Annotated in this window: 6 protein-coding genes, 1 tRNA gene, 3 rRNA genes and 3 pseudogenes; 9 read left to right on the top strand and 4 right to left on the bottom strand. The window is 53.0% G+C overall.

Annotated features, from left to right (window positions below):
* Nucleotides 1-7 precede the first annotated feature (7 nt).
* Complete coding sequence (gene fadB, locus NL510_RS21875; RefSeq protein WP_253380326.1) at nucleotides 8-2197, bottom strand: fatty acid oxidation complex subunit alpha FadB; 2190 nt, start codon at nucleotides 2195-2197, stop codon at nucleotides 8-10.
* A 190-nt stretch (nucleotides 2198-2387) separates the two neighbouring features.
* Here fadB and pepQ point away from each other — a divergent pair, with 190 nt between their 5' ends.
* The 8 genes from pepQ to rrf all read left to right on the top strand — a co-directional run bounded on the left by pepQ (nucleotide 2388) and on the right by rrf (nucleotide 11732).
* Complete coding sequence (gene pepQ, locus NL510_RS21870; protein ID WP_253385057.1) at nucleotides 2388-3719, top strand: Xaa-Pro dipeptidase; 1332 nt, start codon at nucleotides 2388-2390, stop codon at nucleotides 3717-3719.
* Nucleotides 3719-4333 carry an IMPACT family protein gene (locus NL510_RS21865; RefSeq protein WP_253380324.1) on the top strand — a complete coding sequence of 205 codons (615 nt, stop codon included), beginning with the start codon at nucleotides 3719-3721 and terminating at the stop codon, nucleotides 4331-4333. Before pepQ ends, NL510_RS21865 begins: the two co-directional genes overlap by 1 nt.
* 39 nt (nucleotides 4334-4372) lie before the next feature.
* Entirely contained in the window at nucleotides 4373-5824 is a 1452-nt protein-coding gene (trkH, locus tag NL510_RS21860; RefSeq protein WP_253380322.1) for a Trk system potassium transporter TrkH, read from the top strand.
* Between the two features lie 10 nt (nucleotides 5825-5834).
* Nucleotides 5835-6380 carry a menaquinone-dependent protoporphyrinogen IX dehydrogenase gene (gene hemG, locus NL510_RS21855; RefSeq protein WP_253380320.1) on the top strand — a complete coding sequence of 182 codons (546 nt, stop codon included), beginning with the start codon at nucleotides 5835-5837 and terminating at the stop codon, nucleotides 6378-6380.
* Nucleotides 6381-6759: 379 nt separating this feature from the next.
* Nucleotides 6760-8299, top strand: a 16S ribosomal RNA gene (locus NL510_RS21850).
* An 87-nt stretch (nucleotides 8300-8386) separates the two neighbouring features.
* A tRNA-Glu gene (locus tag NL510_RS21845) sits at nucleotides 8387-8461 on the top strand.
* Between the two features lie 184 nt (nucleotides 8462-8645).
* A 23S ribosomal RNA gene (locus NL510_RS21840) occupies nucleotides 8646-11552 on the top strand.
* A gap of 64 nt (nucleotides 11553-11616) precedes the next feature.
* A 5S ribosomal RNA gene (rrf, locus tag NL510_RS21835) occupies nucleotides 11617-11732 on the top strand.
* Together the 16S, 23S and 5S rRNA genes with 1 tRNA gene alongside form the textbook arrangement of a ribosomal RNA operon.
* 212 nt (nucleotides 11733-11944) lie before the next feature.
* On the opposite strand, the pseudogene NL510_RS21830 reads toward rrf, so the two are convergent.
* From NL510_RS21830 to NL510_RS21820, 3 pseudogenes are all read right to left on the bottom strand, one after another.
* A pseudogene (locus tag NL510_RS21830) lies at nucleotides 11945-12223 on the bottom strand (integrase core domain-containing protein); the annotation flags it as partial.
* Between the two features lie 30 nt (nucleotides 12224-12253).
* Nucleotides 12254-12487, bottom strand: a pseudogene (locus tag NL510_RS21825) (IS3 family transposase); the annotation flags it as partial.
* Between the two features lie 35 nt (nucleotides 12488-12522).
* Nucleotides 12523-13122: pseudogene (locus tag NL510_RS21820) on the bottom strand (DUF932 domain-containing protein); the annotation flags it as partial.
* A 700-nt stretch (nucleotides 13123-13822) separates the two neighbouring features.
* Here NL510_RS21820 and tssB point away from each other — a divergent pair.
* The gene (tssB, locus tag NL510_RS21815; protein WP_253380316.1) at nucleotides 13823-14323 is read left to right on the top strand and encodes a type VI secretion system contractile sheath small subunit; all 501 of its coding nucleotides are present in this window, start codon (nucleotides 13823-13825) and stop codon (nucleotides 14321-14323) included.
* The last annotated feature ends 20 nt before the right edge of the window (nucleotides 14324-14343 follow it).

The raw sequence follows: 14343 nt of genomic DNA, 5'->3' as shown, positions 1-14343 counted from the left end.
TGACTCCTTAAGCCGTTTTCAGCGCGCCAGCCGGACGGGCTGGCTCAACGGGTGGATAATAGGGTTCGTTATGGCGCGCTTTGTCACGCAGACCGTCCGGCACCTCATACAGCGGGCCGAGGTGCTGATACTGCTGAGCCATATCGAGATAGCGGGCGCTGCCGATCGTGTCCAGCCAGCGGAATGCGCCGCCGTGGAACGGCGGGAAACCGAGGCCGTAGACCAGCGCCATATCGGATTCCGCCGGGCTGGCGATAATGCCCTCTTCGAGGCAACGCACCACTTCGTTAATCATCGGGATCATCATGCGAGCGATAATTTCATCGTCAGTGAAGTCGCGTTTGGGCTGGCTGACGTCGGCCAGCAGCCCCTCCACCACCGCATCTTCCTCTTTTTTCGGTTTGCCTTTGCTGTCTTCTTTATAGCGCCAGAAGCCAAGGCCATTTTTCTGACCGAAGCGGTTGGCGTCGAACAGCGCGTCAATCGCGTCGCGATAATCTTTTTGCATACGTTGTGGGAAACCTGCGGCCATCACCGCCTGAGCGTGATAGGCAGTATCAATGCCGACTACATCCAGCAGATACGCCGGGCCCATCGGCCAGCCGAACTGTTTCTCCATCACTTTATCGACTGTACGGAAGTCCGCCCCGTCGCGCAGTAGCTGGCTGAAGCCCGCAAAGTACGGGAACAGCACGCGGTTAACGAAGAAGCCCGGGCAGTCGTTGACCACGATCGGCGTTTTGCCCATCTTGCTGGCCCACGCCACCACTTTTGCGATGGTGTCGTCAGCGGTTTTTTCGCCACGGATCACTTCAACCAGCGGCATACGGTGCACCGGGTTAAAGAAGTGCATACCGCAGAAGTTTTCCGGGCGCTTCAATACGCTTGCCAGCTCGCTAATCGGGATGGTGGAAGTATTTGACGCCAGCACGGTTTCCGGGCGAACCTTGTCTTCCGTTTCTGCCAGTACCGCTTTTTTGATTTTCGGGTTCTCAACAACCGCTTCAACCACCACGTCTACGCGGTCGAAACCGCTATATTCCAGCGTTGGCTTTATAGTGGAAATCACGCCCGAGAGTTTGAGCCCGTCAATTTTTCCACGCTCCAGCTGTTTATTCAGCAGCTTGGCCGCTTCATTCATACCCAGCGTCAGGGATTTTTCGCTGATGTCTTTCATTACTACCGGTACGCCTTTCCAGGCCGACTGGTAAGCGATGCCGCCGCCCATAATGCCAGCCCCGAGCACTGCCGCGTGTTTTGGCGTTTCAACGTTTTTGGTCAGCTGTTTGGCTTTACCTTTCACGAACTGATCGTTGAGGAAAATCCCAACCAGCGCGCGGGCTTCCTGAGTGTGCGCCAGCGGCACAAAATATTGGTTTTCGAGCTTCAGGGCTTCATCACGGCCCAGACGGGCAGCGGCTTCAATCGTTTTTAACGCGGTGATGGGTGCCGGGTAGTGTTTCCCCGCCGTCTGCATCACCATGCCTTTGGCGATGGTGAAGCTCATGGTGGCTTCAATTTTGCTGAGCTTTAACGGCTCCAGTTTTGGCTGCCGTTTCGCTTTCCAGTCGAGATCGCCACGAATTGCCTGACGCAGAATGGCGAGTGAACCTTCAATCAATTTTTCAGGCTTAACAACGCCATCCACCAGGCCTATCTTCTGCGCCTGCTCCGCACCAACATCTTTGCCCGCAGCAATGATCTCAAGTGCGCTATCGGCACCCAGCATGCGCGGCAGACGAACGGAACCGCCAAAGCCTGGCATGATGCCCAGTTTGGTTTCCGGCAGGCCGATGCGCAGGTCCGGCGTGGCCAGACGATAGTCAGTGGCCAGCACGCATTCGCAGCCGCCGCCCAGGGCGTAGCCATTAACGGCAGAGACCGTTGGAACCGGTAAATCCTCCAGACGATTAAAGACGCTATTGGCGAAGTGCAGCCACTGGCTCAACTGTTCTTCCGGGACCAGGAACAGCGACAGGAATTCGGTGATATCGGCACCGACAATGAACGCTGCTTTATTTGAGCGCAGCAGCAGACCTTTTAAATCAGATTGTTTTTCAAGTACTTCAAGCGCGTGACCAAGACTGGCCACCGTCGCAGTATCAAGCTTGTTTACTGAGCCGGGAGCATCGAACACCAGTTCGGCAATGCCATCTTCCAGCCAGTTGAGGTACAGGGTGTCGCCTTTGTAGAGCATGTCAGTCTCCTGAATCCAGCAAGGGGATCTGGTCATACCAGATGAGACGGAGTGTGGGATTTATGTTAATAAAATGCAAATAAGTCATTAAAAAAATGCAGTGCCGATCACGGTCGGTGGAAATCACGCAGCCGGAGTGAGGTGTGCTAAGATGCGAGGACTTGAGCTCAAGAAAACGAAAGGAAGAATGATGGACTCACTGGCTTCGCTTTATAAAAATCATATCGTTACCCTACAGGAACGTACCCGCGATGTACTGGCGCGCTTCAAGCTGGATGCGTTGCTTATTCACTCTGGCGAGTTGCTCAATACCTTTCTGGATGACCATGCGTATCCCTTTAAGGTCAATCCGCAGTTTAAAGCCTGGGTTCCGGTCACCCAGGTGCCGAACTGCTGGCTGCTGGTCGATGGTGTGAATAAACCGAAACTGTGGTTCTATCTACCGGTGGATTACTGGCATAACGTTGAGCCATTGCCAACCAGCTTCTGGACTGAAGAAGTGGACGTTATTGCCCTGCCCAAAGCCGAGGGCATTGGCAGCTTGCTGCCCGCCGCGCGTGGCAATATCGCCTATATTGGTTCTGTCGCTGAGCGTGCGCTGGGGCTGGATATTCCGGCAGATAAACTCAACCCAAAAGGGGTACTGGATTATCTGCACTACTACCGCGCATATAAAACCGATTATGAACTTTACTGCATGCGTGAAGCGCAAAAAACGGCGGTAAATGGCCATCGTGCCGCGCATGAAGCGTTCCAGTCAGGCATGAGCGAATTCGATATCAACCAGGCGTACCTGACGGCGACCGGACACCGCGATACCGACGTGCCCTACAGCAACATCGTTGCGCTGAATGAGCATGCGTCGGTTCTGCACTACACCAAACTCGATCATCAGGCGCCGGTGGAAATGCGTAGCTTCCTGCTGGACGCAGGTGCTGAGTACAATGGCTATGCGGCTGACCTGACCCGCACTTGGGCGGCAAATGCGGATACGGATTTTGCGCAGCTGATTAAAGACGTCAATGATGAACAATTGGCGCTTATCGGCACCATGAAAGCCGGTACCCGCTATGTGGATTACCATATTCAGTTCCACCAGCGCATAGCGAAACTGCTGCGCAAGCATCAGATTGTGAAAGACATGAGTGAAGAGGCGATGGTCGAGAACAATCTGACCGGTCCTTTTATGCCGCACGGCATTGGCCATCCGCTGGGCCTGCAGGTTCACGATGTTGCGGGCTTTATGCAGGATGATACCGGCACGCACCTGGCGGCACCGTCTAAGTATCCCTACCTGCGCTGCACGCGTGTGCTCGCGCCGCGCATGGTGTTGACCATTGAGCCGGGCATCTACTTTATCGAGTCCCTGCTCGCGCCGTGGCGCGAAGGTCAGTTCAGCAAGCACTTCAACTGGGAGAAAATTGACGCGCTGAAACCGTTTGGCGGGATCCGGATCGAAGATAACGTGGTTGTCCATGAAAACGGCATCGAAAATATGACGCGAGATCTGAAGCTGGCCTGATGGAAAGCTGGCTGATACCGGCTGAACCGGTCGCTTTCACTGAGGAAATCAAGAAAAGCCGTTTCATTACGCTGTTGGCGCATACCGACGGCATAGAGGCGGCAAAATCCTTTGTTGAGTCTGTACGGGCTGAGCATCCTGATGCGCGCCACCACTGCGTGGCGTGGGTGGCGGGGCCGCCGAACGATTCACAGAAGCTGGGATTTTCTGACGACGGTGAACCCGCAGGGACGGCCGGTAAACCCATGCTCTCGCAGCTCATGGGCCGTGGCGTGGGTGAAATTACCGCCGTGGTGGTTCGCTACTACGGCGGTATCTTATTAGGCACGGGTGGGCTGGTTAAAGCCTACGGGGGCGGTGTCCAGCAGGCACTTAATCTGCTGATAACGACCCGCAAAACGCCGCTGACGGAATATACTTTGTTATGTGACTACGCCCAGCTTGCGGGCGTTGAAACGCTGCTCAAACAATTTAACGGCATCATCGCCCACAGTGATTACCAGGCGATGGTGCAATTACGCGTGGCGCTTCCTCAGGCGGAACGGGCTGCCTTTTCAGCTAAACTGGCTGATTTGAGTCGCGGCTCGTTGCAATTGCTGCCGATTGAAGAATAATCCTCACCTTACTTTTTGAATACCAAAGGAAGCGGCAGAATGCATTTTCGTGCCATTACCCGAATTGTTGGACTGCTGGTTATACTTTTCTCCGGGACGATGATTCTCCCAGGCCTGGTGGCGCTGATCTACCGGGACGGTGCGGGGCGGGCATTCACTCAGACCTTTTTTGTCGCGCTGGTGATTGGCTCGCTGCTGTGGTGGCCAAACCGCCGCGAAAAAAGTGAGCTGAAATCTCGCGAAGGTTTTTTGATTGTGGTTCTTTTCTGGACCGTGCTGGGGAGCGTCGGTTCGCTGCCGTTTATCTTTTCTGAACAACCCAACCTGAGCGTCACGGATGCTTTTTTTGAGTCTTTCTCCGGCCTGACAACCACCGGGGCAACCACGCTGGTGGGACTGGACTCGCTCCCGCACGCCATCCTCTTTTATCGCCAGATGCTGCAATGGTTTGGCGGTATGGGGATAATCGTTCTGGCGGTGGCTATTCTGCCTATACTGGGCGTCGGGGGGATGCAGCTCTATCGCGCGGAAATGCCCGGCCCTCTGAAAGATAACAAAATGCGCCCGCGTATTGCCGAGACGGCGAAGACCCTGTGGTTTATCTATGTCTTGCTGACGATTGCCTGCGCGCTGGCGCTGTGGTTTGCCGGAATGCCCGCGTTCGACGCCATCGGACATAGCTTTGCGACCATCGCCATCGGTGGCTTCTCCACGCACGATGCCAGCGTGGGCTACTTCGACAGTCCAACCATCAACACGATTATTGCTATCTTCCTGCTGATCTCCGGCTGTAACTATGGCCTGCACTTCTCTTTACTCAGCGGACGCAGTCTGAAGGTCTACTGGCGTGACCCTGAGTTTCGCATGTTTATTGGTTTTCAACTGACGCTGGTGGTCATCTGCACCCTGGTATTGTGGTTCCATGATGTGTACAACTCGGCGGTAACGACGCTAAATCAGGCGTTCTTCCAGGTGGTCTCAATGGCGACCACCGCCGGATTCACCACGGACAGCATTGCGCGCTGGCCGCTGTTCCTGCCGGTGCTGCTGCTGTGCTCTGCCTTTATCGGTGGCTGTGCGGGGTCAACGGGCGGCGGTCTGAAGGTGATTCGTATTCTGCTGTTGTTTAAGCAGGGGAACCGCGAGCTGAAACGTCTGGTTCACCCGAACGCGGTTTACAGCATCAAGCTGGGTAACCGCGCACTGCCGGAACGCATCCTTGAAGCGGTGTGGGGTTTTTTCTCAGCATATGCGCTGGTCTTTATCGTCAGTATGCTGGCGATCATCGCAACAGGGGTGGATGATTTCTCCGCCTTTGCGTCTGTTGTGGCGACGCTGAATAACCTGGGGCCCGGGCTTGGCGTGGTGGCGGATAACTTTGCCAGCATGAACCCGGTCGCGAAGTGGATCTTAATCGCCAACATGCTGTTTGGTCGTCTTGAGGTCTTTACGCTGCTGGTGCTATTTACCCCAACATTCTGGCGCGAGTAAGGAGTCGTCAATGAAAACACTTATTTTGTTCTCTACGCGAGATGGGCAAACCCGTGAGATTGCCTCTTATCTGGCTTCGGAATTAAAAGAGCTGGGCATTTACTCTGACGTGGTTAACCTGAATCGAACGGAGCAGATTGCCTGGCAGGATTACGATCGCGTGGTGATTGGCGCTTCTATTCGCTACGGTCATTTCCACCCAGCGCTGGATCGTTTCGTGAAAAAGCATACGGCGGTACTCAATACGTTGCCCGGTGCTTTCTATTCGGTAAACCTCGTTGCCCGTAAAGCGGAAAAACGCACCCCGCAGACCAATAGCTATACGCGCAAGTTTTTGTTGAGCTCACCGTGGCAGCCCACCCTGTGTGCGGTGTTTGCCGGTGCGCTGCGCTATCCACGCTATCGCTGGTATGACCGCTTCATGATCCGCCTGATTATGAAGATGACCGGTGGCGAAACCGATACGCGTAAGGAAGTGGTTTATACCGACTGGGCGCAGGTGACCAGTTTCGCGCGGGAAATTGCCCATTTAACCGGCGATTCGCATCTTAAATAAACGTAAAGTTTGAAAAGTGAGCGAACAAAAAGTTTTTTGTATTTTATGCTTGTCACTTCAAAATAACTCCCTATAATGCGCCTCCACTGACACGGAATAACGGCTTACAGGCCGCCGGGTTAGCGGGGTTCAGCGATGAACGCCAGCAGAGAAAAGCGAAAATAAGCGCTTGACTCTGAAAGAGGAAAGCGTAATATACGCCACCTCGCAACGGTGAGCGAAAGCCGCGTTGCACTGCTCTTTAACAATTTATCAGACAATCTGTGTGGGCACTCAAAGTGACATGGATTCTTAACGTCGCAAGACGAAAAATGAATACCAAGTCTCTGAGTGAACATACGTAATTCATTACGAAGTTTAATTCACGAGCATCAAACTTAAATTGAAGAGTTTGATCATGGCTCAGATTGAACGCTGGCGGCAGGCCTAACACATGCAAGTCGAACGGTAGCACAGAGAGCTTGCTCTCGGGTGACGAGTGGCGGACGGGTGAGTAATGTCTGGGAAACTGCCTGATGGAGGGGGATAACTACTGGAAACGGTAGCTAATACCGCATAACGTCGCAAGACCAAAGAGGGGGACCTTCGGGCCTCTTGCCATCGGATGTGCCCAGATGGGATTAGCTTGTTGGTGAGGTAAAGGCTCACCAAGGCGACGATCCCTAGCTGGTCTGAGAGGATGACCAGCCACACTGGAACTGAGACACGGTCCAGACTCCTACGGGAGGCAGCAGTGGGGAATATTGCACAATGGGCGCAAGCCTGATGCAGCCATGCCGCGTGTGTGAAGAAGGCCTTCGGGTTGTAAAGCACTTTCAGCGGGGAGGAAGGCGGTGAGTTTAATAAGCTCACCGATTGACGTTACCCGCAGAAGAAGCACCGGCTAACTCCGTGCCAGCAGCCGCGGTAATACGGAGGGTGCAAGCGTTAATCGGAATTACTGGGCGTAAAGCGCACGCAGGCGGTCTGTCAAGTCGGATGTGAAATCCCCGGGCTCAACCTGGGAACTGCATTCGAAACTGGCAGGCTAGAGTCTTGTAGAGGGGGGTAGAATTCCAGGTGTAGCGGTGAAATGCGTAGAGATCTGGAGGAATACCGGTGGCGAAGGCGGCCCCCTGGACAAAGACTGACGCTCAGGTGCGAAAGCGTGGGGAGCAAACAGGATTAGATACCCTGGTAGTCCACGCCGTAAACGATGTCGACTTGGAGGTTGTGCCCTTGAGGCGTGGCTTCCGGAGCTAACGCGTTAAGTCGACCGCCTGGGGAGTACGGCCGCAAGGTTAAAACTCAAATGAATTGACGGGGGCCCGCACAAGCGGTGGAGCATGTGGTTTAATTCGATGCAACGCGAAGAACCTTACCTGGTCTTGACATCCACAGAATTCAGCAGAGATGCTGAAGTGCCTTCGGGAACTGTGAGACAGGTGCTGCATGGCTGTCGTCAGCTCGTGTTGTGAAATGTTGGGTTAAGTCCCGCAACGAGCGCAACCCTTATCCTTTGTTGCCAGCGGTTAGGCCGGGAACTCAAAGGAGACTGCCAGTGATAAACTGGAGGAAGGTGGGGATGACGTCAAGTCATCATGGCCCTTACGACCAGGGCTACACACGTGCTACAATGGCGCATACAAAGAGAAGCGACCTCGCGAGAGCAAGCGGACCTCATAAAGTGCGTCGTAGTCCGGATTGGAGTCTGCAACTCGACTCCATGAAGTCGGAATCGCTAGTAATCGTGGATCAGAATGCTACGGTGAATACGTTCCCGGGCCTTGTACACACCGCCCGTCACACCATGGGAGTGGGTTGCAAAAGAAGTAGGTAGCTTAACCTTCGGGAGGGCGCTTACCACTTTGTGATTCATGACTGGGGTGAAGTCGTAACAAGGTAACCGTAGGGGAACCTGCGGTTGGATCACCTCCTTACCTTAAAGAACCTGCCTTTGTAGTGCTCACACAGATTGTCTGATGAATGTAAAGAAGCAAGACGGCTGCGAAGTCGCGACACTCCGTGTCCCCTTCGTCTAGCGGTTAGGACTCCGCCCTTTCACGGCGGCAACAGGGGTTCGAATCCCCTAGGGGACGCCACTTGCTGGGTGTGAGTGAAAGGCACAACCAACCGATATCTCAAAACTGACTCAGTGAGTCACGTTTGAGATAGTTGCTCTTTAAAAATCTGGATCAAGCTGAAAATTGAAACGACACATCTTTAATGGTGTGTTTGAGTCTCTCAAATTTTCACAATCAGAAGCGAAACAGCTTCGGGTTGTGAGGTTAAGCGACTAAGCGTACACGGTGGATGCCCTGGCAGTCAGAGGCGATGAAGGACGTGCTAATCTGCGATAAGCGCCGGCGAGGTGATATGAACCTTTGACCCGGCGATGTCCGAATGGGGAAACCCAGTGTGATTCGTCACACTATCATTATGTGAATACATAGCGTAATGAAGCGAACCGGGGGAACTGAAACATCTAAGTACCCCGAGGAAAAGAAATCAACCGAGATTCCCCCAGTAGCGGCGAGCGAACGGGGAGGAGCCCAGAGTCTGAATCAGTTTGTGTGTCAGTGGAAGCGTCTGGAAAGTCGCAGGGTACAGGGTGATACTCCCGTACACGAAGATACACTTGCTGTGAACTCGAAGAGTAGGGCGGGACACGTGGTATCCTGTCTGAATATGGGGGGACCATCCTCCAAGGCTAAATACTCCTGACTGACCGATAGTGAACCAGTACCGTGAGGGAAAGGCGAAAAGAACCCCGGCGAGGGGAGTGAAACAGAACCTGAAACCGTGTACGTACAAGCAGTAGGAGCCTCCATGTGGGGTGACTGCGTACCTTTTGTATAATGGGTCAGCGACTTATATTCTGTAGCAAGGTTAACCGTATAGGGGAGCCGCAGGGAAACCGAGTCTTAACCGGGCGTTAAGTTGCAGGGTATAGACCCGAAACCCGGTGATCTAGCCATGGGCAGGTTGAAGGTTGGGTAACACTAACTGGAGGACCGAACCGACTAATGTTGAAAAATTAGCGGATGACTTGTGGCTGGGGGTGAAAGGCCAATCAAACCGGGAGATAGCTGGTTCTCCCCGAAAGCTATTTAGGTAGCGCCTCGTGAACTCATCTTCGGGGGTAGAGCACTGTTTCGGCTAGGGGGTCATCCCGACTTACCAACCCGATGCAAACTACGAATACCGAAGAATGTTATCACGGGAGACACACGGCGGGTGCTAACGTCCGTCGTGAAGAGGGAAACAACCCAGACCGCCAGCTAAGGTCCCAAAGTCATGGTTAAGTGGGAAACGATGTGGGAAGGCACAGACAGCCAGGATGTTGGCTTAGAAGCAGCCACCATTTAAAGAAAGCGTAATAGCTCACTGGTCGAGTCGGCCTGCGCGGAAGATGTAACGGGGCTAAACCATGCACCGAAGCTGCGGCAGCGACGCTTATGCGTTGTTGGGTAGGGGAGCGTTCTGTAAGCCGTTGAAGGTGGCCTGTGAGGGTTGCTGGAGGTATCAGAAGTGCGAATGCTGACATAAGTAACGATAAAGCGGGTGAAAAGCCCGCTCGCCGGAAGACCAAGGGTTCCTGTCCAACGTTAATCGGGGCAGGGTGAGTCGACCCCTAAGGCGAGGCCGAAAGGCGTAGTCGATGGGAAACAGGTTAATATTCCTGTACTTGGTGTTACTGCGAAGGGGGGACGGAGAAGGCTATGTTAGCCGGGCGACGGTTGTCCCGGTTTAAGCATGCAGGCGGAGGTTACAGGTAAATCCGGAACCTTTTTAACGCTGAGGTGTGATGACGAGGCACTACGGTGCTGAAGTAACAAATGCCCTGCTTCCAGGAAAAGCCTCTAAGCATCAGGTAACACGAAATCGTACCCCAAACCGACACAGGTGGTCAGGTAGAGAATACCAAGGCGCTTGAGAGAACTCGGGTGAAGGAACTAGGCAAAATGGTGCCGTAACTTCGGGAGAAGGCACGCTGGCGCGTAGGTGAAGTGACTTGCTCACGGAGCTGAAGCCAGTCGAAGATACCAGCTGGCTGCAACTGTTTATTAAAAACACAGCACTGTGCAAACACGAAAGTGGACGTATACGGTGTGACGCCTGCCCGGTGCCGGAAGGTTAATTGATGGGGTTAGCTGTAAGGCGAAGCTCCTGATCGAAGCCCCGGTAAACGGCGGCCGTAACTATAACGGTCCTAAGGTAGCGAAATTCCTTGTCGGGTAAGTTCCGACCTGCACGAATGGCGTAATGATGGCCAGGCTGTCTCCACCCGAGACTCAGTGAAATTGAACTCGCTGTGAAGATGCAGTGTACCCGCGGCAAGACGGAAAGACCCCGTGAACCTTTACTATAGCTTGACACTGAACACTGGTCCTTGATGTGCAGGATAGGTGGGAGGCTTTGAAGCGTGGACGCCAGTCTGCGTGGAGCCATCCTTGAAATACCACCCTTTAATGGCTGGTGTTCTAACGTAGACCCGTAATCCGGGTTGCGGACAGTGTCTGGTGGGTAGTTTGACTGGGGCGGTCTCCTCCCAAAGAGTAACGGAGGAGCACGAAGGTCAGCTAATCCTGGTCGGACATCAGGAGGTTAGTGCAATGGCATAAGCTGGCTTGACTGCGAGCGTGACGGCGCGAGCAGGTGCGAAAGCAGGTCATAGTGATCCGGTGGTTCTGAATGGAAGGGCCATCGCTCAACGGATAAAAGGTACTCCGGGGATAACAGGCTGATACCGCCCAAGAGTTCATATCGACGGCGGTGTTTGGCACCTCGATGTCGGCTCATCACATCCTGGGGCTGAAGTAGGTCCCAAGGGTACGGCTGTTCGCCGTTTAAAGTGGTACGCGAGCTGGGTTTAGAACGTCGTGAGACAGTTCGGTCCCTATCTGCCGTGGGCGCTGGAGAATTGAGGGGGGCTGCTCCTAGTACGAGAGGACCGGAGTGGACGCATCACTGGTGTTCGGGTTGTCATGCCAATGGCACTGCCCGGTAGCTAAATGCGGAAAAGATAAGTGCTGAAAGCATCTAAGCACGAAACTTGCCCCGAGATGAGTTCTCCCTGACTCTCTGAGAGTCCTGAAGGAACGTTGAAGACGACGACGTTGATAGGTCGGGTGTGTAAGCGTAGCGATACGTTGAGCTAACCGATACTAATGAACCGTGAGGCTTAACCTTACAACGCCGAAGCTGTTTTGGCGGATTTGAGACGATTTTCAGCCTGATACAGATACAGAATTTGCCTGGCGGCTGTAGCGCGGTGGTCCCACCTGATCCCATGCCGAACTCAGAAGTGAAACGCCGTAGCGCCGATGGTAGTGTGGGGTCTCCCCATGTGAGAGTAGGGAACTGCCAGGCATCAATAAAGAAGAACCCCGTACCGTAAGGTGCGGGGTTTTTTGCTTTTTCAGGGTGCTTGATATCCCAACACATATGTACCGCCGCCACATTTATGGCGACTGAAATTACCCTGCTCCTTCGGGAACATCTTTCTGCAAATGAAACTGAACCGCTCCGGTTTTCCTGGAGAGTATTTTGCCTGAGTGATCAGGCTGCCACATCCCGCTCATTCATGAAGCGTAATACGCTTTTTCTGTCTCTACTGGCGGGATATAGCCGGTTCGTTCCATCAACCAGTGATTGTTGTACCAGTCCACCCATTTCAGCGTGGCCAGCTCCACATCCTGTCGCGTTTTCCAGCTTTGCCGGTGGATCCCCTCCGCTTTGTATAGCCCGTTGATACTTTCTGCCATCGCATTGTCATACGAGTCGCCCGTGCTGCCTGTTGAGGCCAGTAATGCTGCGTCATTCAGCCGCTGTGTGTACGCCAGTGACACATACTGTGAACCTGATCTTACCCACGTAATGTGGACACAGCCCTAAGCGAAGGTCTGGTTTTCAAACTGTTCCGGGGTGAGACCGCCACAGGCACTGTGACGACGCCACCGATTGTAATCACACTCGATATAATTAAATACCGTCGTCCGCATGATTTCCCGGCTGATAAAGCGTTCACCGTGAATGCATTCAACTTTCAGTGAGTGGAAGACGCTTTTCGCGCAAGCATTGTCGTAACAGCAACCTTTTGCACTCATGCTGCCGTGCAGGTTATACAGACCTTGTGCATCGGTATCGGGCAGCGGTGGCATCAGCTCAGTACCTGCTGCAGTTCTTCTGCCATTACCCAGAGCGCCCGGTTGAGCTTAACGTCGCCGTCTATGCCTCTAACCGCGCGGGTATGGCTGCGTTTACCTTTGGCGGAACGTCCTGGCAGGCCCCCTTTAAGAAGGTTCTCCTGGCAACGATTGAAAACTGACCACAGGTCGTCCTGACGGTCTTCATAGCGTCGGGGCGTCAGTATCTGGGATGCCGTCACCGGCACGCGCACTTCACCAAAGGTTTCGCCGCAGACAAGCCCGTTCTGGCAGACAAAGCGAAACAACCCCGGCAGAATCTGGTATGAGCTGGAGCCGTCGTGACTATTAAGCAGGATGATTTCGGGGACCTGTTTACCGGTGATTTGCCCCTCACGTCGGAGACGCAGCATGTGCTTTGTGTGGTCGCGTTTATTCAGGTCGCGCACGCGGGTCTGGCAGGCAAAGAACGGCTGGAAGCCTTCCCGCTGCAGGTTATCCAGCAGGGTGATGGTCGGGATGTACGTGTAACGCTCGCTGCGGGATTCATGTTTTTCTTCGCTGAAGACGCTGGGCACGTAGTGCGCCAGTTCATCGCGGGTTAACGGACGGTCGCATTACAACCTGAGCAATAGAACAAATATTCTCAACGCATTAGTCAGTCTGAACACTGTCTATTTCCTGAACGGCAGGTGTTTAGGCCGTGCTTACTTCCGGTATTGAGGCATGTGTATAGGGTCGTCGTGACATTTCCTTTCTTCTGACGACAACAAATAAGCCCCGTTTAAATGAAAAATAAGAAATGATTAAAACCTGAAAACGTCATCAATTTTTCACATGATCAGACACGTCCTGCTTCTCATTTTTGATAAAAGTACAAAATCAGATATTTCACGTTATTGGTGGTATTTCGTACAAATTTACACCCTAAGCTAAATTGATCATTTGCTGCACACCCTTATCCCATAAGGCCTGAAGGGGCTATGCAAGAAAGTTCTTATAAATCAAAAAGATGATCTGTAATTGTTAAAAGCTGAACATGTAAAATGTTGTTACATTTTTTTGTTTCCGATCTGACAGGGAACGTTCCTACACTCCGACCATTGGGTCTTATCCGAAATTTTTCATTTCAGACAAATACTCAAAGTACAGTGCCGGCATGCTGGTGGATGGAATGCGCCCGCTTTTTAGTTCCGGGATTTTTATTTACGTCGGATGACGCGAACCGGAAAGTTGTTCTGGCAGGGTAATTTTTTCATATTTATTTCTCACTGGCATTGACCGTTTCTATTACTCCATAGAACAGGGACAGCTATGTCTAACTCTTCCTTTCAGTCCGAAATCCCTAAAGCGCGTATTAATTTAAAACTTGATTTGCATACTGGTGGCGCGAGCAAGAAAACGGAGCTCCCCCTGAAATTGCTGGTGGCGGGCGACTTCAGTAATGGTCAGGAGTCTGCCCCCCTGTCTGAGCGCAAAAAAGTTGATTTGAATAAAAATAATTTCGACTCAGTATTGTCCGAATATTCCCCAAACGTCAGTCTGACCGTTAAAAACACGCTGGCTGATGACGGTAGCGAAGACAACATCAGCCTGACCTTCCGGAGCATGAAGGATTTCACCCCGGAGCAGGTCTCCCGTCAGATACCTCAGCTCAAGGCGATGCTTTCCATGCGCAATCTGCTTCGCGATTTAAAAGCGAACCTGCTGGACAATCAGGCTTTCCGAAAGGAGCTGGAAAAAATTCTGCTCGACCCGGCGTTAAGCGCAGAACTCAGAGCCGAACTCTCTGCCCTGGCACCGAAACAGTCATAACGGTCACGATGATTTAACGG

The sequence above is a fragment of the unidentified bacterial endosymbiont genome, from assembly GCF_918797525.1.
Classification (GTDB): Bacteria; Pseudomonadota; Gammaproteobacteria; order Enterobacterales; family Enterobacteriaceae; genus Enterobacter.
The sequence above is the reverse complement of the archived record's forward strand: the minus strand, read 5'-3'. Positions and strand labels throughout refer to the sequence as shown.